18 protein-coding genes are annotated in these 18,521 nt (G+C 67.4%); 2 read left to right on the top strand and 16 right to left on the bottom strand.

Annotated elements, in window-relative coordinates; genetic code table 11:
- Positions 1 to 8: 8 nt before the first annotated feature.
- The 12 genes from lgt to rpe form a co-directional block, all read right to left on the bottom strand.
- A complete protein-coding gene (gene lgt, locus CH42_RS09360) occupies positions 9 to 1,028 on the bottom strand; it encodes a prolipoprotein diacylglyceryl transferase (protein WP_053352943.1) in 1,020 nt (339 codons plus the stop codon).
- An 83-nt stretch (positions 1,029 to 1,111) separates the two neighbouring features.
- Positions 1,112 to 1,906 (bottom strand): tryptophan synthase subunit alpha, encoded by a 795-nt coding sequence (gene trpA, locus CH42_RS09355; protein ID WP_053352942.1) that lies wholly within the window; start codon positions 1,904 to 1,906, stop codon positions 1,112 to 1,114.
- Entirely contained in the window at positions 1,903 to 3,144 is a 1,242-nt protein-coding gene (trpB, locus tag CH42_RS09350; protein ID WP_075205324.1) for a tryptophan synthase subunit beta, read from the bottom strand. Before trpB (CH42_RS09350) ends, trpA begins: the two co-directional genes overlap by 4 nt.
- 20 nt (positions 3,145 to 3,164) lie before the next feature.
- A complete protein-coding gene (trpC, locus tag CH42_RS09345; RefSeq protein ID WP_053352941.1) occupies positions 3,165 to 3,935 on the bottom strand; it encodes an indole-3-glycerol phosphate synthase TrpC in 771 nt (256 codons plus the stop codon).
- 1 nt (position 3,936) lies between these two features.
- The gene (locus CH42_RS09340; RefSeq protein WP_053352940.1) at positions 3,937 to 4,170 is read right to left on the bottom strand and encodes an HGxxPAAW family protein; all 234 of its coding nucleotides are present in this window, start codon (positions 4,168 to 4,170) and stop codon (positions 3,937 to 3,939) included.
- A gap of 34 nt (positions 4,171 to 4,204) precedes the next feature.
- Positions 4,205 to 4,879, bottom strand: coding sequence for a Trp biosynthesis-associated membrane protein (locus CH42_RS09335; protein WP_053352939.1), 675 nt, complete (start codon positions 4,877 to 4,879; stop codon positions 4,205 to 4,207).
- Positions 4,869 to 6,461: an anthranilate synthase component I gene (locus tag CH42_RS09330; protein WP_053352938.1), complete on the bottom strand. Its 1,593-nt coding sequence runs from the start codon at positions 6,459 to 6,461 to the stop codon at positions 4,869 to 4,871. The genes CH42_RS09335 and CH42_RS09330 overlap by 11 nt, the downstream gene beginning before the upstream one ends.
- Positions 6,462 to 6,535: 74 nt before the next feature.
- Positions 6,536 to 6,898, bottom strand: coding sequence for a phosphoribosyl-AMP cyclohydrolase (gene hisI, locus CH42_RS09325; protein ID WP_053352937.1), 363 nt, complete (start codon positions 6,896 to 6,898; stop codon positions 6,536 to 6,538).
- The gene (gene hisF / locus CH42_RS09320) at positions 6,895 to 7,680 is read right to left on the bottom strand and encodes an imidazole glycerol phosphate synthase subunit HisF (RefSeq protein ID WP_053352936.1); all 786 of its coding nucleotides are present in this window, start codon (positions 7,678 to 7,680) and stop codon (positions 6,895 to 6,897) included. Before hisF ends, hisI begins: the two co-directional genes overlap by 4 nt.
- 10 nt (positions 7,681 to 7,690) lie before the next feature.
- Entirely contained in the window at positions 7,691 to 8,533 is an 843-nt protein-coding gene (gene hisG / locus CH42_RS09315; RefSeq protein WP_053353536.1) for an ATP phosphoribosyltransferase, read from the bottom strand.
- A gap of 95 nt (positions 8,534 to 8,628) precedes the next feature.
- Positions 8,629 to 8,892 (bottom strand): phosphoribosyl-ATP diphosphatase, encoded by a 264-nt coding sequence (locus CH42_RS09310; RefSeq protein ID WP_053352935.1) that lies wholly within the window; start codon positions 8,890 to 8,892, stop codon positions 8,629 to 8,631.
- Positions 8,893 to 8,946: 54 nt separating this feature from the next.
- Positions 8,947 to 9,609: a ribulose-phosphate 3-epimerase gene (gene rpe / locus CH42_RS09305; RefSeq protein ID WP_053352934.1), complete on the bottom strand. Its 663-nt coding sequence runs from the start codon at positions 9,607 to 9,609 to the stop codon at positions 8,947 to 8,949.
- A gap of 55 nt (positions 9,610 to 9,664) precedes the next feature.
- Here rpe and CH42_RS09300 point away from each other — a divergent pair, with 55 nt between their 5' ends.
- Positions 9,665 to 11,110, top strand: coding sequence for a hypothetical protein (locus CH42_RS09300; RefSeq protein ID WP_156322528.1), 1,446 nt, complete (start codon positions 9,665 to 9,667; stop codon positions 11,108 to 11,110).
- Here the strand turns inward: CH42_RS09300 and CH42_RS09295 are convergent.
- From CH42_RS09295 to CH42_RS09285, 3 genes are all read right to left on the bottom strand, one after another.
- A complete protein-coding gene (locus tag CH42_RS09295; RefSeq protein WP_082309381.1) occupies positions 11,097 to 12,539 on the bottom strand; it encodes an MFS transporter in 1,443 nt (480 codons plus the stop codon). The genes CH42_RS09300 and CH42_RS09295 overlap by 14 nt on opposite strands.
- An 82-nt stretch (positions 12,540 to 12,621) precedes the next feature.
- Entirely contained in the window at positions 12,622 to 14,025 is a 1,404-nt protein-coding gene (locus CH42_RS09290; protein WP_053352932.1) for a transcription antitermination factor NusB, read from the bottom strand.
- A complete protein-coding gene (locus CH42_RS09285; protein ID WP_053352931.1) occupies positions 14,022 to 14,936 on the bottom strand; it encodes a methionyl-tRNA formyltransferase in 915 nt (304 codons plus the stop codon). The genes CH42_RS09290 and CH42_RS09285 overlap by 4 nt, the downstream gene beginning before the upstream one ends.
- Positions 14,937 to 15,126: 190 nt before the next feature.
- Here CH42_RS09285 and trpB (CH42_RS09280) point away from each other — a divergent pair, with 190 nt between their 5' ends.
- Positions 15,127 to 16,338 carry a tryptophan synthase subunit beta gene (trpB, locus tag CH42_RS09280; protein ID WP_053352930.1) on the top strand — a complete coding sequence of 404 codons (1,212 nt, stop codon included), beginning with the start codon at positions 15,127 to 15,129 and terminating at the stop codon, positions 16,336 to 16,338.
- 19 nt (positions 16,339 to 16,357) lie between these two features.
- Here the strand turns inward: trpB (CH42_RS09280) and CH42_RS09275 are convergent, their stop codons facing one another.
- Positions 16,358 to 18,514, bottom strand: a complete 2,157-nt coding sequence (locus tag CH42_RS09275) for a primosomal protein N' family DNA-binding protein (RefSeq protein WP_053352929.1) — start codon at positions 18,512 to 18,514, stop codon at positions 16,358 to 16,360.
- Between the last annotated feature and the right edge of the window lie 7 nt (positions 18,515 to 18,521).

Genomic DNA, 18,521 nt, shown 5'->3' with positions numbered 1-18,521 from the left:
TCCTTCGGTTAGTGGGTCTTACCGGGGGCGTCCGTCTCGGCTACCGGAGCGGCCTCGACGACGTCTTCGGCGTCAGATGGGGTGTCGACCGCTTCCGCAGCGTCGCGTTCGCTCGCGTCTCCTCGATCGATGATGTGATAGAACTCGTCGGCGTTCGCCGTGTCCTGAAGCACCGTGTCGCTCGGGTTTCGACGCCCGGGCAAGTACACCGTGTTCTCGATACCGACGTGACGCTGACGGCGCACGATGAAGAGGATGACCCCGACGAGGATGGCGATCAGTGCGGCAAGGACGTTGGTGCGGATGCCCAGGAAGAGCAGGCTCGGGTCCACGCGGAGCGACTCGGTGAACGAGCGGCCGATGCCGTACCAGATGAGATACAGCGCGAAGAAGGTGCCCCAGCGCGGACGCCACTTGCGCTCAATCGCGAGCAGCACGACGACACCGAGCAGGTTCCAGATCGCCTCGTAGATGAACGTCGGGTGGAACAGGGTCCCCTCCGGCAGTCCGATGGGGAACGCAGCGTTGCTCGCCTCAATCTCCAGCCCCCAGGGCAACGTGGTCGGTCCGCCGAACAGCTCATGGTTGAAGTAGTTGCCTACACGACCCACCGCTTGCGCGATGAGCAGACCCGGTACCAGTGCGTCAGCGAACGACCAGAATCGGATTCCGGTGATGCGCGAGGCAATCAGTACGCCGATGGCCCCGCCGATCAGCGCACCGAAGATGGCGATGCCGCCGTTCCAGAAGGCAAAGATTTCGAGCGGGTTCTTGCCTGCGCCGAAGTAGTCGCCCCAGTGCGTCACCACGTGGTACAAACGCGCGCCGATGATGCCGAGGACCAGTGACCAGACGAGGAAATCGAAGACTGCGCCGCGTTCACCTCCGCGCTGACCGAGGCGACGGGCAGTCCAGATCCCGGCGATGATGATCCCCAGAATGATGCAGAGTGCGTAGAAGTAGATCCGCAGCGGCCCGATCTGCAGATACTGCAGTTCTGGGCTCGGAATGCTCAACGGGAGAATCATTCACTCCTCTTTCGATCGCGGCGCGCTGCCGCGGGACTTCGATGGAAACCGCGCGGAATCGCCGTGCGGAAGACGGGTCAATCTTACCGCGCGGTACCCGCCGCGATACTGCGCACCGTGTCGGCGAGCTGCGCCACGCCGCCGTCGCGCAGCGCGCGAACGAACGCTGTTCCGACGATCGCACCGTCGGCGTAGTCGAGTGCCGCGGCAACCTGCTCGGCGGTGGAAATGCCGATTCCGACACAGGCGATCTCTGCACCCTGTTCGCGCAGTCGCTGGGTCAGCCCGCGAGCCGCCGCATCGAGCTGGGCGCGCTCACCCGTGATGCCCATGGTCGACACGGTGTACACGAATCCACGGCTCGAGTCGCCGACGAGCGCGAGACGCGCATCGGTCGAGCTCGGTGCGGCAAGAAAGACGCGATCGAGCCCGTGCGCCTCGCTCGCCGCGATCCAGTCTGACGCGGAATCCGGAGTGATGTCGGGCGTGATCAGCCCGGCGCCACCCGCAGCGGCCAACTCCCGCGCAAAACGATCCACACCGTATTGCAGCACTGGGTTCCAGTACGTCATGACGAGTACCGGAGTGTCCACCGCTTCACGAATGCGCCGAACGGCCTCGAAGACGTCCGAGAGACGGAATCCTTCAGCGAGCGCCGTCTGCGTCGCCTCTTGAATCACCGCTCCGTCCATCACCGGATCGGAGTATGGGACACCCAACTCAAGCACATCAGCTCCACTGCGTGCCATGGCGATCGCCGCATCGATGCTCGTGTCGAGATCGGGGAAGCCGACGGGAAGATAGCCGATCAAGGCTCCGCGGCGATCTTGCTGCGCCGCGCGAATCGCGCGCGCGACCTGTGATTCCGCCGCGCTCATCCGTCGACCTCCGGTCCGTTTTCGTCGAGAAGACCGAAGTATCGGCCAGCCGTCGCCATATCCTTATCGCCGCGCCCGGAAAGACTGACCAAGACGATGCCGCCCTCGCCCAGCTCCGCGCCAATGCGCTGCGCGCCGGCGAGTGCGTGCGCCGACTCGATTGCGGGGATGATGCCCTCGGTGCGGCTCAGGAGCCGCAGCGCCTGCATCGCTTCGTCGTCGGTCGCCGGAATGTACTCGGCACGACCGATGTCGGCGAGCCACGCGTGCTCCGGCCCGACACCGGGATAGTCCAGGCCGGCAGAGATCGAATGCGACTTGATGGTCTGCCCATCCGCGTCCTGCAGCACATACGTCCGCGCACCGTGCAAAATTCCGGGTCGACCGCGTTCGATCGATGCGGCGTGCTGTTCGGTATCGACGCCGTCTCCAGCTGCTTCAACGCCATACAAGCGAACATCGGCGTCGTCGAGGAACGCATCGAACATACCAATTGCGTTCGATCCGCCGCCCACGCACGCGACGACCGCATCGGGAAGACGACCGACGCGCTCGAGCAGCTGCGCGCGAGCCTCCTCGGAAATGATCTTCTGGAAGTCGCGCACCATCGCGGGGAACGGGTGCGGGCCCGCTGCCGTACCGAAGATGTAGTTGGTGCGATCGACGCTCGCGACCCAATCGCGATACGCCTCGTTGATCGCGTCTTTCAGCGTGCGCGATCCGGTGCGCACCGGGATGACCTCGGCGCCGAGCAGCCGCATGCGAGCGACGTTGAGCGCCTGACGCTCGGTATCGACCTCGCCCATATAGATCGTGCATTCGAGACCGAACAGCGCAGCCGCCGTGGCCGTGGCCACCCCGTGCTGCCCCGCCCCGGTCTCCGCGATGACGCGGGTCTTGCCGAGGCGCTTCGTAAGGAGCGCCTGTCCGAGCACGTTATTGATCTTGTGCGAGCCAGTGTGGTTGAGGTCTTCGCGCTTCAAGAAGACGCGTGCGCCTCCGGCATGCACGGCGAAGCGGGGCACCTCAGTGATCGGAGACGGGCGGCCCGCGTACGAGAGCAGCAGCTCCGTGAGTTCGGCGCGGAACTCAGGATCTGCTTGGGCCGCGGCGTACGCCTCGGTCAATTCGTCGATGGCAGCGATGAGCGACTCTGGCATGTACCGGCCGCCGAATTCTCCGAAGAATGGGCCGTGCTGGTCGCGCAGACTCGTCGTCGCCGGGTTCTGATCGGTCACAGTGTCCTCTACAGATTCAGTCAGACGCTGAGATATGACTGCAGCGTAGCGATGGGGTCGCTCGTCACGAGCGCTTCGCCGACGAGCACCGCGTCGGCACCGGCTGAGCGGTAGTGCTCGACATCGGACACGTTGAGCACCGCGGATTCCGCGACCCGAGTCACTCCGGCAGGTATCTGGTCGGCCACACGGCCGAACAAATCACGGTCGAGCTCGAAGGTCCGGAGATCTCGGGCGTTGACCCCGATGAGCTGTGCACCGAGGTCGACCGCACGGGCGACTTCCGTATCGCTGTGCGCTTCGACGAGCGGGGTCATGCCCAGTTCACGAATAAGGTCGTGCAGACGCTCGAGTCGGGGCTGCTCAAGTGCCGCGACGATGAGCAACACGAGGTCAGCGCCGGCTGCTCGCGCTTCGAGTACCTGGTACTCGTCGCCGATGAAGTCTTTGCGCAGCACCGGAATGCTGATCGATTTGCGCACCGCTTCGAGGTCGGCGAGCGAGCCCTTGAACTTGCGCTCCTCCGTCAGCACGCTGACCGCGCTGGCACCACCGGCTTCATACTGCGTCGCCAGGTCCTGAGGTTCAGGAATATCGGCGAGATCGCCGCGTGATGGGCTTGCGCGCTTCACCTCGGCGATGACCTTGATGTGATCGGCCGGCGCCAGCGCGGCGAGTGCGTCGAGCGCAGGTCGCGCGGCCAGCGCATCCGCCTCAACCTCGGCGAAGGGTCGCGTCAGTTTCCGAGTCGCAGCGTCTTCGAGCGAACCTGCGAGGAGATCTTCGAGCACGTCAGTCGTGCGCCGGAGGGGTGAACTTCGGCCCGTTGACGCCGTAGCCGGCCTTGGAGAGAACCCACCCGAGCAATGCGCCCACCACGACGACGCCGACGCACACCCACACCATCAGTGCGTTGTGCAGGAAGAAGAAGACGGTGCCGGCAGCGATGCCGAGCAGCATCACCACGACCGCCGTCCATGCGGCGGGCGAATCGCCGTGACCGGGGTCTCCGTGCTGGGTACTCATGAATCTCCTCTGAACAGAATTCGACGGTTCCAGACTAGCGGAAATCAGAAGCACCGTTCGGCGCCTCCCCGGCGACATCGTCATCCGCCGCAGATTCCGCGTCTGTATCGGGGGTGCGGTCAGCATCGAGCTCTTCGTCGTCGCTCGGGTCGTCACCGCCGGAGAGGGCATCCCAGTCGGAGATGCGATCCGGTTGACCTGCTGCAGTCGCAACCGCCGGTGCCGACGCATCGTACTTGCGTCCACCGGTCACCCATCGGCCGCCCCAGACGACGACGGTCACCCCGAGCAGTGCGGCGATCACCCCGGCGGCGACGCACACCCACACCCAGGCAGAAAGCTGGCTCCACACCACCAGTGACGTCGTGTTCGCCCCGGTGATCCCCGTGAGTGAGGTAATGGTTCCCGCGATCGCCTCGAGCGGCTGCGCAATGACGCTGATGGTGAGCGCGGCGAGGCCCGCTCCGAGCAAGACGATCAGTGCACCCAGCACCCGCCGGAACACCCGGCCGGCTATCGTGAGGGCCAGCGCTGCGGCGAAGATTGCGATAGCAATGGGCGATACCGCGGAGTTCACATCATGCCCGGCGACGGTTTCGAGGCTGTGGGTGCCATCGAGCATGAATGAGATCCAGGTCTGCGATCCGGCAAGCAGTGCAAGCGCACCGGCCGCGGCCAGCCCGGTGATGGTCAACAGCTTAGGCCGCATCGTGGGCCTCCCCCAGCGCGTGCAGCGTGTTCGCAATGGCGATCGCCCGCAGCGGCGCCGCGGCCTTGCTGCGGCACTCGGCGTCCTCGGTCTCGGGTACCGAGTCGGCGACCACTCCGGCACCGGCCTGCACCATCGCGACGCCGTCCTTGATCGTTGCCGTGCGGATCGCGATCGCGAGATCCGCGGCTCCACCCAGCCCGAAGTATCCGACGACGCCGCCGTAGACTCCGCGCTGCACGGGCTCAAGCTCATCGATGATCTGCAGTGCACGCGGCTTGGGGGCGCCCGAGAGCGTGCCCGCGGGGAAGGTGGCGCGGAATACATCGATCGGGTTCTGACCCGAGCGCGCTCGGCCTTCGACGCTCGACACGATGTGCATGATGTGGCTGAACCGTTCGATGCGCATGAACTCGGTCACCTCAACCGACGAAGGTTCGCACACTCTGAGCAGATCGTTGCGCGCCAGGTCGACGAGCATGAGGTGCTCTGCGCGCTCCTTGGCATCGGCGAGGAGATCGCGCTCATGCTGCTGATCCTCTTCGACCGAGGCTCCGCGCGGCCGGGAGCCGGCGATCGGGTGCGTCATGACGTGACCGTCCTCCTGCACCGTCACGAGGGCCTCAGGGCTCGAACCGACAACCGCGAACGGATGCCCTGCGGCGTCTTCAAGCTGCAGCAGGTAGAGGTACGGGCTCGGATTGAGATGGCGCAATACTCGGTAGACGTCGAGAGGGGCTGCGGTGCACGGCTGGTCGAATCGTTGCGAGGGCACCACCTGGAAGATGTCGCCGTCGACGATGTATTGCTTCGCGGCTTCGACTGCCGCGACGTACTCCGGTGTCGACGTGAGACGCTTCGGGTCGGGGGCCGCATCACGGTCTACGGAGTTCAACGGGGAAGCTTCAGGAGCGGCGAGCGCGTGCTGCAGCGCGTCGAGTCTCGCCTGCGCGTCCGCCCACTGTGCATCGGCGAGCGCACGGTCGTCGTTCGCTTCTGACGGTGCGGGATCGCCGAGCGCAGCATCGTGCAGCACGTTGGCGAGCAGTACAACGCTCCCCTCACGATGGTCGATGACGACGAGCTCGGAGACGAAACTGAGCCCCTGCGTCGGCAGGCCTGGCCCGTCGACGGGGCCGTGCTCGAGCTTCTCGAACTGGCGCACCGTCTCCCACCCGAGGTACCCGACGAATCCGCTCGCGAGCGGCGGCAAACCCTCGACCTGCGGCGACCTCCAGCGCTCGTAGACCGCACTCAGCGCCTCGACGGGCGCCAACTCGCTGATGCCACCGGGAAGCAGGCGCTCCTCCGATACTTCACCACCGTCGGCCGGCGACCAGTGGGCACGACCGCCGCGCTCACCGAGCACTCCGAAGCTGCCGGCGCCGACGAAACTGAACCGCGTCCAGACGCCGCCCTGCTCGGCCGATTCCAGCAAAAAGGTGCCTGGGCGCGAGCCCGCAACCTTCCGGTAGATGCCGACCGGGGTATCTGCGTCGGCGAACACTTCGCGGCACACCGGAATCACTGCGTGGGAGGCGCGCGCGGCGTCGAACGCGGCGCGCGAGGTCGTCAAGCTCACCGTGTCAGCCTACCGCGCGTCGGATGTGAGCCTGGAGCCGCAGAGGCCCTCGGCGCCTCAATTCTCGGTGTCGCTCAGTCGTTGGCAGGGTCGCCGACGAGCGCAGTGATCTCACGATCGTCGAAGCAGGTGCGCGTGCCGGTGTGGCACGCCGCACCGACCTGGATCACCCGCACGAGCAGAGTGTCGCCGTCGCAATCCATAGACACGCCGCGCACGTACTGTCGGTGCCCGGAGGTGTCGCCCTTGCGCCAATACTCCTGCCGTGAGCGCGACCAGAAGGTGACCCGGCCCGTCGTGAGAGTGCGCCGCACGGCTTCGCGGTCCATCCAGGCGAGCATGAGCACATCACCGTTGGCGTCGTCTTGAATGATCGCCGGCAACAGGCCGTCGGCCCCGAAAACCAGATCTGCGGGTACGGGATCGATCGCGGTCATGATGCCGGCTCAGCATCGCTCAGGCGCACCTCGTACCCCGCATCTGCGAGCGCGCGCTTCACTTCCCCGATGGTGAAGGTCCCGTCGTGGAACACGGACGCGGCGAGCACGGCATCGGCTCCCGCATCGACAGCGGGGGCGAAGTGCTCCAGCGCCCCTGCGCCGCCGGAGGCGATCACGGGTACCGGCGAGATGTCGCGCACGAGTCGGGTGAGCTCGAGGTCGAAGCCCGCGAGCGTTCCGTCCGCATCCATCGAGTTGACAAGTAGTTCACCCGCGCCGCGCTCGACCGCCTCGCGGCACCAGGCGAGCGCGTCGATATCGGTCTCGCGCTTGCCGCCGTGCGTGGTCACGACGAAGCCCGAGGGCATGCGATCGCTACGCTTCACGTCGAGTGACAGTACGAGCACCTGGGCCCCGAATCGATCGGCGATCTCGCCGATCACTGCGGGTCGGGCAATTGCGCCGCTATTGATGCCCACTTTGTCTGCGCCGACGCCGAGCAGACGCGCCACGTCGTCGACGCCGCGCACGCCACCGCCAACGGTCAGCGGAATGAACACCTGTTCAGCCGTGCGCTGCACGACGTCGTAGGTGGTCGATCGGTCGTCGACGGTCGCGGTAACGTCGAGGAAGGTGAGCTCATCAGCGCCTTGCGCCGCGTAACGTGCCGCGAGTTCGACCGGATCACCGGCGTCGCGGAGGTTGAGAAAGTTGACCCCTTTGACGACGCGCCCGCCTGCGACGTCGAGACACGGGATCACACGGGTTGCGATGGACATGATGCTCCGCTCAGAGTCGCGCGGCGTGAATGGCTGTCACGAGGATCGCGCGTGCGCCGAGGTCGTAGAGGCGATCCATGATCTGGTTCGCGTCGTCCGATCGCACCATGACGCGCACGGCCACCCAGCGCTCGTCTTTCAGCGGCGACACGGTCGGCGATTCGATGCCCCCGGCGATGCGCGTCGCCTCCTCGAGCTGTTCGACCGGCAGGTCGTAGTCCATGATCACGTACTTCCGAGCCACCAGGACGCCGCGCAGTCGACGCAGCAGGCGTTCGATGTCGGCGTGCTGCTTCGGGCCACCGATCAGCACCGCCGTGGACTGGAGAATCACCGGGCCGAAGATCTCCAACCCGGCCGCCCGCAGTGTGGCACCCGTCGAAACGACGTCGGCAACGGCGTCGGCGACACCGAGCTCCACCGCGGATTCGACTGCTCCGTCGAGTTTGACGAGCTCGGCGATGACGCCGCGCTCGCGCAGGAAATCGTCGACGAGCTTGGTGTAGCTGGACGCCACCCGGCGGCCGGCGAGGTCAGCGAGCTCGGTGATGCCGCTCCCGGCAGGCGCGGCGAACCGGAACGTCGAGTCCGCGAACTCGAGCTCTTCGATCTCGGTCGCGCCAGAACCGGAGTCGAGCAGCAGATCACGCCCCGTGATGCCGACGTCGAGCGCGCCCGAGCCGACGTAGGTCGCGATGTCCTTCGGACGGAGGTAGAAGAATTCCACCTGGTTGCGCGTGTCAGCGTGAACGAGCTTGCGGCTGTCGGAACGCCCTGTGTAGCCGGCCTCCGCGAGCATCTCGGCGGCCGTCTCGGAGAGCGAGCCTTTATTGGGAACTGCGATGCGAAGCATGGTGCGTGGAAATCCTTCCGTGCGGCCGGTTCTGCCGGCCAAGAGTGAGAGGTCAGCGGCGAGCATCGGCGCTCGGGAATCCCGGCGCGCCGATGCTACAGATGCGCGTAGACGTCTTCGAGGGTGAGGCCCTTCGCGAGCATCAGCACCTGCAGGTGGTACAGCAGCTGGCTGATCTCTTCCGCGCAGTCTGCGTCGGATTCGTACTCGGCAGCCATCCAGACCTCGGCGGCTTCCTCGACGATCTTCTTGCCGATCGTGTGCACGCCGGCATCCAGGCGCGCGACGGTGTCGCTGCCTTCGGGGCGGGTGGCCGCCTTTTCGCTGAGCTCGGCGAACAGCACCTCGAACGATTTCACGGGACTAGCCTACCGGGTTTCGGCGGGGTGCCGGATCGCACCGTCGCTCTCGGCTCAGTGCGTGTGGGCGGATGCGGCAGCTCGCAGCTCTGCGATACGTGCTTCCGGGACGCCCCCGTATACGGCAGAACCCGCGACGAAGGTATCCGCTCCGGCTTCCGCGGCGACCCCGATCGTCTCGGTCGTGATGCCACCATCGACCTGTAGCCAGACGTCGAGGCCGAACCGCCGCTTGGCGTCTGCGAAGCGACGCAGCTTCGGCATCATGTCGGGCATGAACGATTGCCCGCCGAAGCCGGGCTCCACGGTCATGATGAGGACCTGGTCGAACTCAGGAAGCAGCTCGAGGTAGGGCTCGGGGTCGGTGCCCGGTTTCAGTGCGATACCGGCTCGGGCGCCGCGCTCGCGCAGGGCGCGTGCGAGCGAGACGGGATCTGCTGCGGCCTCCGCATGGAAGGTGACCGAGTAGGCACCGAGCTCTGCGTAGGCGGGCGCCCAGCGATCCGCATCCGAGATCATGAGGTGCACGTCGAGCGGCACGGGCGACACCGCTTGAATGCGCTCGACGATTGGCGGGCCCATGGTGAGGTTCGGAACGAAGTGATTATCCATGACGTCGACGTGCACGAGGTCGGCAGAACGAATCGCCTCCAGCTCGGACTGCAGGTTGACGAAGTCGGCGGACAGGATGCTCGGGTTAATACGCTGCGCGGTCACGGGAACAGCCTACGGCCTCCCACCGACGCTGACTCAGACGCTCTAGTCTGGAGCCATGACGGACCCCGAGGACGCGCATCCGCTGCTGCCCGATGAGCCGCAGCCGACCTCCGCTGCTCCCCCGGGGTTGCTGCCTCCGCCGGGGCTCGCACCGTCTCCGGGGCTGACCCCGCCGTCGTTCGGGCCACCGCCCGGCCTGACGATGCCGCCCGGGATGGGTTCGCCCGAGCTGGGCGCTGCACCGGTGCTGCCCGAGACTCCCGCGATGCCCGAACTCCCGTCGGCTGATCCGTCGTTCCTTGCCGTCGATCCCGAGTTGCAGCCCGCGGTGACGGCACCTCCCGAGGTTCCCGTCGCACCACCGCATCCAGAGCCCGTGCGCGCGGACTTCGCCCATGCGAATCCGTCACCCCCTCAGCCCGCGCCGGGCCCACCGGTCGCGCCCGCGGCTCCCACAGCATGGTCACCCCCATCGAATGCCACCGAGCCCCTCGCAACCCCCGCCGCAAAAGGCACGGGCAAAGCCGGCTGGGGCGCCCTCATCGGTCTCGGTATTGTGGCGATCTTCATGGTGATCGGATTCGCCTCGTCGAATGGTGACCCGTCAGACGAGGCACCGAGCGACCTCGAGCTGAGTGCAAGCGATACGGCTGTTTCCTATCTCACCGCGCTGGCGAATGGCGATGGCGCCACGGCCCGGGAGTTCGCCGGTGTCGACGGCCTCGAGCCGCTGCTCACCGACGAGGCGCTGCGCGACGCGATCGACGCCGCTCCGATCACCGATATCGAGGTGCTCGACGAGCGCGACTCGGATGACCTCGGCGACCGGGTCGTGACGGTCGCATACGAGGTCGGGGATGTCTCGGTCACCCGAGAATTCTCGTTCTGGGAATTTCCCGATTCCTGGCTGATGACGAACGGGACCGTGCACCTGTACGCCGGGGCGTTCGAGGGGATGGATCTGCGCATCGGCGGCGCCGCCCCGGAAGACAACGCGCTGGAAGGGTTCCCGATCGCATATCCCGTCGAGTTCACGTCCGACTGGTTCGAACTTTCGACGGGCACGGACCGACTGGTGCTCGCGGACGACTCCGCGCTTACCGAGTTCTCAGCTGCGACTCCGGTGCTCTCAGACGCTGGCGTCGCAGAGTTCCGCCGTCTCGTCACCGCGTCGCTCACGGAGTGCCTCGCGGCTCAGACCCTGGAGACGAGCTGCGGGATGTCCGTGCAGCGCACCTTCTCTGAAGGGTGGACTGCAGTCGACGGCACCGTGACTCGAACGCTGCAGGCCGGGGTCGACGACCGGATGGCTGCGATGATTCCAGATCCGGATTACGGCACCCCCACCCGGGTGACGACCTATGAATGGATCGCCGCCGACATCGCGTTGGACGTGTCGCGATCGGGCGAGGTGGCGCGAGCTGATCTTGAGTACGGCGAGGAAGCCCTGCAGCCCTACGTCGACTTCAGCAGCGCCTCGCCCACACTTACGTGGGAGTGACGGCGCCCGCACCCGGAACGGGCGGGACCTCGCCCGTGCCCGTCGATCCGTCGGAATCGTGCGCGTTCGGCGCCGGAACGGCCGCATAGCTCCGCGACAGCACCCGATAGGAGCGAGTCAGAAACGCCCCGAGACCGAGGAGCACCATCGCGACGCCCGCCCACACGAAGATGAGGGCGATGCCGCGACTCTGGCCGTCGCCGAGCAACCACCCCCAGTCTGCAGCTCCTGCAGGCTCGCGCATGTAGGGCACGATCCAGAACTCGGCGATGGGCGCAATGAGCAGCGAAGTAATCGGAGCTGCGGCCGCTTCGAAGGTCATTGCGAGTCCGAAGACACGGCCTTGCTTCTCGAACGGCACGACGCGTTGGATCACGGTCTGCTCCGCCGCTTCGACGGCGGGCATCAGTGCCATGAACACCCAGATTCCCGTGATGAACAGCCAGGGCCACTCGCGCAGGGTGAATCCGATTCCGAGCACCCCGAGCAGGATCACGAGCACGAGCATGGTGCGGATCGGATTCTTCCCGAGGCCGAACTTCGCCACCGCGAGGCCGCCGACGATGAATCCGGTCGAGGCGAGCCCGAACACCATCCCCCACACTTCGACGGGGAACATCTCAAGCCCGTACGGATCGAGCAGCGCCATGAACACCCCTCCCGAGAGGTTGTTCAGCGTCGAGAAGAACACGAGTGCCAGCAGTCCCGGCACTGCGAGCATCGCAGCCATGCCTCCCCGAAAGTCGACGGCGCTGCGGGTGGGATCGGGCACGATCTCGGGTTCGGGGATGCGGAGCGCGAGGAGATGCAGGATCGGCGCGCCCACGCAGACCGTCGCGATGATGATGGTGCCGCCCATGCCGAGCAACCCGACCGACAATCCGCTGAAGACGCTGGTAGCGATGAACGCCAAGCCCTGCACGGTTCCGACGAGGCCATTCGCATTGGCGTGCTTCTCGACCGGAACCAGCAGCGTCACCGTCGTGGCCAGCGCGAGGTTGCGCAGCAGTTCGACCACGCACCCCGCGAGCACGACGAGGGTGAACACCCAGAACCAGGGCCGGTCGAGTCTCAGCAGCTCCGGGCTCGGCACGGCGAAAAAGATGGCGCACCCGACTCCGAACGCCGCGAGCGACGACCACGCCGAGATCAGCATCACGCGGTGCTTGCGCAGTCGGTCGACCAGTGACCCGAACCACATCGAGCACACCGCCAGCAGGATCATGTACACGCCGCCGAGCACCCCGGTCGCCAAGATGCTTCGGGTCTCCAGATACACCCAGAAGACGACGGCGAACCAGAGGAAGTTGGTCGTCAGGTTGGCCACGGCGGTATTGACGAGCACGTGGGCGAACGTGCGCGAGCCACCGGCCGGCGGTGCGATCGGCACCGGCGGCCGCCCTGCCTCCGGGCCCGGATTCATGGTCATGGCCTCAGGCTAGACGTGACCGCCGACATCCGCTAGATCCTCGTCGTGCATGCATCACCGGCCCGATGCCGCAGACCAGTCGTCAGCGCCGTTCGAGCAGCGCGATGAACATCGCGTCCGTGCCGTGCCGGTGCGGCCAGAGCTGCGCGCTCAGCGTCTCCCCCGGAAGGTCGATCGCTCCCCGGGCCACTGCGGCGACGGCGTCGCGCGCGCTGCGCTCAACGAGCTCGGGGTGTCGTCGGAGCAGACGATCAACGGTGACCCGAGTTTCGGCGAGGTGCGGAGAGCATGTCACATACGCGAGCAGCCCACCGGGTGCGAGGTGATCCGCCGCCGCGTCGAGCAACTCCCCCTGCAACTGCGTGAGCTCGGGCAGATCCGATGGCTGCTTGCGCCAGCGCGCTTCTGGCCGACGGCGCAGCGCGCCGAGACCCGAGCAGGGAGCGTCGACGAGAATCCGATCGAACGTCGCGCCCGAAGACGCTCCGAAAGCCGCTTCCGAACGGCCGTCGTGCGAGACGACCTCGACGGCCTCCGCGACTCCGGTCACGGATCGGCGCACGAGCTCGGCCCGGTGCTCCGATACTTCGTTCGCGCGCACCGTCGCGCCGCCCGCAATGGCTTCGGCCCCCAGCACGGCAGTCTTTCCGCCGGGCCCGGCGCACAAGTCGAGCCAGCGCTCCCCCGATTGCACCGGGCGAGCCCGGGTGAGCGCGAGCGCAGCGAGCTGCGAACCCTGATCCTGCACCCGTGCGAACCCGGACCGCGCTCCGGTCTCCTCGATCGCGCGTGCCGGATCGCCGCCGCCGACTTCGAGTCCGAGCGGCGAGGGGCCGGTGAGCGTGAGTTCCACCCGATTGTCGCGGTCGGCGATGTCTTCCGGCGCGACACCGGCGCCCGGCAGCACCGCCAGGCTCACCCGCGGCGCGACGTTGTCTGCGGCGAGCAGCTCCTCGAGCTCATTCCGCCGCCCTTCGGCGTGCAGCGCATCGCGCACGGCACGGATCACCCACGCGGGGTGCGAGGACTGAGCGGCGAGTGCGTCGTCGGCGTTCCGCGCGTTCTCAGCGATGCGCGTATCCCACTCGGCAGACTCGGTGCGTCCGATCGTGCGCAATACTCCGTTCACGAATCCCGCAGCGGCACGGTTGCCGACGCGCCGCTGCAGCTCGACGCTCTCGTTCACCGCAGCGTGGGCGGCGGTGCGCATGCCGAGCAGCTGATGAGCGCCGAGTCGAAGCACATTGCGCGTACGACTATCGATCCGCTCGATCTCGCGCCGAGCGGCGAGCTCGATGATGCGGTCGTAGCGGCCGCGCCAGCGCAAGACACCCGCCGCCAGCTCGGTGGCGAGACCCGCATCGCGCGCGTCGAGCCCGGCTTCGCGGATGCGCGCAGGCAACGCCAGGTTCGCATACGCATCGCGATCCTCTACATCGCGCAGCACATCATAGGCCACGAGTCTCGGCTTCGAAATCGCACTCATGACACCACCGCCTCTCCGTCGCGGCCGCGCAGCCAGGCGGCGCCATCCATCGCGGGCTTGCCGGCCGGCTGCACACGTTCGAGTCCAAGCGCGCCGTCGACCAGCTGCAGCACGGCCTCGCCGTCCGCGAGCACCACCTGGCCCGCCACCGCGCCGGGCAGAGCCTCAGCACGACGCACCGCGTGCAGCTTCAACGGTGCCTCGTCATGGAGCACGAACGCTCCGGGTTCGGGCGTCATGCCGGCCCACGTCGCCAGCACTTCGACGGTCGGCCGTGAGAGGTCAAGACGGCCGTCATCTCGCAACAGTTTGTGCGCGTAGCTCGCCTCGCCCTCCTGCGGTTCCCCGGCTTCGGCGTTCTCTGCGAGCAGCGCCACCGCATCGACCAATGCCGCCGTGCCGAACGACGCGAGATCGGTGAGCGCCGCACCGGCGGTCGTGCCCTCGGGCACCTCGCGAGCATCGCGCGTGAGCACGTCCCCGGCATCCAGCGCCTCCACGAGACGGAACACGGTGACGCCGAGCCGCTGCTCGCCCGCCGCGAGCGCGCGCTGCACGGGAGCTGCGCCGCGCCACTGCGGCAGCGCGGAAAAGTGCAGGTTGATCCAGCCGTGAACGGGGGTCTCGAGCAGCAGGGTGCGCACGAGCCCGCCGTAGGCCACAATCACACCGAGTTCGGGCGTGAGGCCCGCCGCCCACTCGGTCGCCGCGGCATCCAATCGATTCGCCTTCAGCACAGGAATGCCGAGCGCATCGGCCGCCGCCGCCACGGGTGACGGCGTGAGCACGCGTTTGCGCCCCAGAGGTGCGTCGGCGCGGGTGATGACCCCGACCACGTCATGACCGGCGGCGACGAGCGCCTGCAGACTCGGAACGGCGAACTCGGGAGTGCCCGCGAAGACGATACGCATTCGACCATTCTCCCACTTGACTCGGGCTCGTGCGGCCCGCTGCGATCCTGCTATGCTCCTCGTATGCGTACCGTGCAGCAGTGGTGGACCGCCTAGGCGGTCTCCCTCTCGTGCGCATGCACACCGACACCGCCTCTCGAGGGCGGTGTTTTTTCGTCTCCGAGTGGCGCAATGAAGCAAAGGACCACCCATGACTCAGACTTCCCCCTACCGTGCCGACGCCGAAGGTAATTTCGGCGAGTTCGGCGGCGCAGAGCTGCCGCCGTTCCTCGCCGGCCCGATCGCCGAGGTCGCCACGGCCTACGCCGAGGCGATGCAGGATCCGGATTTCCAGGATCAGCTGCAGGCGCTTCTGCGCACCTACGTCGGTCGCCCCTCGCTGCTCTACTTCGCCGAAAACCTCACCCGCAGGCTCGGCGGCGCGAAGATCTACCTCAAGCGCGAAGACCTGAACCACACCGGGGCCCACAAGATCAATCACTGCCTCGGCGAGGCACTGCTCGCCCAGCGAATGGGCAAGACGAAGGTCATCGCCGAAACGGGTGCCGGTCAGCACGGCGTCGCGCTTGCAACCGCGGCCGCGCTCGTTGGGCTCGACTGCGAAATCCACATGGGTGCGATCGACGTTGAGAAGCAGCACCCGAACGTCGTACGCATGGAACTGCTCGGCGCGAAGGTCGTTGCCGTCGAAGCAGGCGGTCGTTCATTGAAGGAGGCCGTCGACTCGGCATTCGGCGTCTACGCGGCGTCTCCCGACGAGTACTTCTTCGCCATCGGCTCCGTGGTTGGGCCGCATCCCTACCCCTCGATGGTGCGCGACTTCCAATCGGTCGTGGGCCGCGAAGCCCGCGCACAGATTCTTGAGGCCGAGGGCAAGCTGCCCAATGTGCTGGTGGCCGCGGTGGGAGGTGGCTCGAATGCGCTGGGCCTGTTCGACGCGTTCCTCGAAGATGAGTCGGTACGCATTCAGGGCGTCGAGCCCGCCGGTGAGGGGCTCGAGGGCGACCGTCACGCCGCGACGATGACGCTCGGCACGCCGGGCACGCTGCACGGCATGCGCACCAAGGTGCTGCAAACCGAATCGGGAGAACCATCGCCCGTCCACTCGATCGCTTCGGGGCTCGATTACCCGGGAGTCGGACCGCAGCACGCCCACCTTGAGCAGCTCGGGCGCGTTGAGTACGTGTCGGTGACCGATGCGGAGACGCTCGCCGCGTTCCAGACGCTCTCGAAAGTCGAGGGCATCATTCCGGCGCTCGAGTCCTCGCACGCACTCGCGCAGGTCATCAAGCTCGCTCCGACGCTGCCCGCGGACGCGGTCATCGTCGCGAACCTGTCGGGGCGCGGCGACAAAGACGTGGACTTCGTCGCGGAGCGCCTGCGCGACGCCGCAGCGGTCTGAGCCGCACGACGCGGACGACCTAGCCGTCGAAGACGCCGCGATCGTCGAACCGCAGCCGGAGCGCTTCGGGGCGTGCCCGCCCTGGAGCGCTGCCGCGCGTGCGCGAGGCCGAGCCGGCGGCATCGGCGACGAGTGCGCCGCGCAGGCGGCTTGCGACCTCTGCACCGTGACCATAGTCGAACCGAACGATGGCGCGCACCAGGCCCGCTGGCGTCTTCGCAAGGCCACCCGCGGGCACCTGCGTCGGCCCGAGATGATCGGTTCCCGGAACCTCCGCGAGTTGCAGCAGCGCGCGCTCGACCTCGTCGGGCCCGCCACTGACGCTCGCCACGCGCACCGCCGGCGGATACCGCAACGCGTGGCGGTCCCGCAGCTCGCCGTGCAACCACTCTTCTGTGCGACCGGTCACAAAGGCACGCACCACCGGGCCCCCACCCGAAGCCATGAGGCACACGCCGTCTGCTGCGGTGAGGGCTGCAGCGTTCTCCCACCAGCGCAGACAGTCTTCACCCGCGCGGAGGGTTTCGATGCTGAGCAGGCGCTCGGCATCGAGCAGCACGACTGCGCGGTAGCCACCCGCGGCCAGCGGCTCGGCGCCGCGCGTTGCGACGACGATGGCGGGTCGAGCGTCGACGCGTTCCCGCGGATGGTCTCCGTCGCTGAGCAGCACGCGCGCGCCGGCGAACTGCCGTTCGAACTGTTCGACGGTGCGCCCGGACCCCATACCGCGCTCAACGAGCGTGCGCCCGTCGCAGGTGCGGCACTGCCAGCGAGCCGGGTGCTCCCCGCACCAGCGGCACGATGCTCGACCGATCGCTCGGAAGCCGATCGGTCCCGCACAGACCTGGCATCGAGCCAGGTCACCGCACTCGGCGCACACCGCGACCGGGGCGTAGCCCGGCGTGGCGACCTGCACGAGCACCGGTCCGCTCCGCAGCCCTTCACGGATCGTGCGCGCGGCGAACTCGGGCACGCGGCCCGCAAACGCGTCGGGCGCCAACGACGCGTCGGCATGTTGGATGCGGGCGCGCCGCGGCGGGTTGCGCTGCGCTCGCACGTAGCCCAGGTCGACGAGTCGTTGCACCTCGGCGCTGCGGGTGTGCCCGGCGAAGAACAGCCCGGCACCGGTCTGCTCGGCACGCACGAGGGCGGCGTCTCGCGCATGCACGTAGGGGGTCAAGGGTTCGGCGAGCACGGGGTCGCCGTCGTCCCAGATGAGGATCGCCCCGAGTTCGTGGGCTGGCGCGTATCCGGCAGAGCGGTTGCCGAGAATGATGCGGGGTTCGGCGTCGAGCGCGCGGAGGAACCCCGCGTAGCGCTCGCCATTCGACTGACGCGAATCGACCCGGACCACGTGCTCGTGCCCGAATGCGGCGAGTGCATCGCGCAGTTGGTCGAGGTCGCGATAGTCAGGCGCAATGATGATCACGCTGCGCCGTGACTCGTACACCGCGAGTGCAATGCGTGCCAGCTGCCCGGCCCACCCGCCGACCCACTCCCCCGTGTGCAGCCGCTCAGGACCGTGCGACGCGGTCAGCGCAAGACGTGCTCCGGCGGTGAGCTGTTCGGCGATGGTGTGTTCCGCCGACAGCGCGACGTCGTCGGCGATCGCGGTCGCCGTGATCGCTTCCGCCTCGGCCGGATCGACGCCATCGACCTCCGGGCTCTCCAAAACCTCAGGGGCTTCCCTGGATTCCGCGACCGTCGAACCCGCTGCGCCCGCACTCTTCGTTTCCGGGGCCAACGCCGCCGCCAAGTGCTGTTTCTCGACGCGCACTTGGCGCGTGGGAATGGCGAGCCTCAAAATGTCACCCGCCGAGCCTCCCGCGCGATCGGCGACCGCACGAGCCAGGCGCCAGACTTCCGGGGTCAGCTGGGGTACGGGGGTGACGAGATCGGCGACGGGCGACAGCTCGCCGCCGAAGTCGCTGCGCTCGGAGAATCCGACGACGAACCCGAATGTCTTGCGTTCTCGCGAGCGGAACGGCACACGTACGCGTTGCCCCACGCGAATCTCGTCGGCAAGCTCGGGCGGCACCGCATAGTCGAAGAGGTGATCGAGTTGTGGAAGAGCGGAGTCGAGCAGGATCTGCGCGATGGGTCGGCCCTGTGCCCCTTCAGCCCGTTCATACCCCGACCATCCGCGTGCGGAGACCGGTGACGCGCTTGACGCCATACGCGTG

Source organism: Leucobacter musarum subsp. musarum, from assembly GCF_001273845.1.
GTDB classification, from domain to species: Bacteria; Actinomycetota; Actinomycetes; order Actinomycetales; family Microbacteriaceae; genus Leucobacter; species Leucobacter musarum.
The sequence above is the reverse complement of the archived record's forward strand: the minus strand, read 5'-3'. Positions and strand labels throughout refer to the sequence as shown.

Coding starts and splice junctions, on each gene's coding strand:
- trpA (WP_053352942.1), bottom strand. CDS start 1,906: ATGAGCGCGGCGGAATCACAGGTCGCGCGCGCGATTCGCGCGGCGCAG.
- hisG (WP_053353536.1), bottom strand. CDS start 8,533: ATGCTTCGCATCGCAGTTCCCAATAAAGGCTCGCTCTCCGAGACGGCC.
- CH42_RS09340 (WP_053352940.1), bottom strand. CDS start 4,170: ATGAGTACCCAGCACGGAGACCCCGGTCACGGCGATTCGCCCGCCGCA.
- lgt (WP_053352943.1), bottom strand. CDS start 1,028: ATGATTCTCCCGTTGAGCATTCCGAGCCCAGAACTGCAGTATCTGCAG.
- CH42_RS09275 (WP_053352929.1), bottom strand. CDS start 18,514: ATGGCGTCAAGCGCGTCACCGGTCTCCGCACGCGGATGGTCGGGGTAT.
- CH42_RS09295 (WP_082309381.1), bottom strand. CDS start 12,539: ATGACCATGAATCCGGGCCCGGAGGCAGGGCGGCCGCCGGTGCCGATC.
- CH42_RS09335 (WP_053352939.1), bottom strand. CDS start 4,879: ATGCGGCCTAAGCTGTTGACCATCACCGGGCTGGCCGCGGCCGGTGCG.
- trpB (WP_053352930.1), top strand. CDS start 15,127: ATGACTCAGACTTCCCCCTACCGTGCCGACGCCGAAGGTAATTTCGGC.
- CH42_RS09300 (WP_156322528.1), top strand. CDS start 9,665: ATGACGGACCCCGAGGACGCGCATCCGCTGCTGCCCGATGAGCCGCAG.
- CH42_RS09285 (WP_053352931.1), bottom strand. CDS start 14,936: ATGCGTATCGTCTTCGCGGGCACTCCCGAGTTCGCCGTTCCGAGTCTG.
- hisI (WP_053352937.1), bottom strand. CDS start 6,898: ATGACCGCGATCGATCCCGTACCCGCAGATCTGGTTTTCGGGGCCGAC.
- CH42_RS09290 (WP_053352932.1), bottom strand. CDS start 14,025: ATGAGTGCGATTTCGAAGCCGAGACTCGTGGCCTATGATGTGCTGCGC.
- hisF (WP_053352936.1), bottom strand. CDS start 7,680: ATGTCCATCGCAACCCGTGTGATCCCGTGTCTCGACGTCGCAGGCGGG.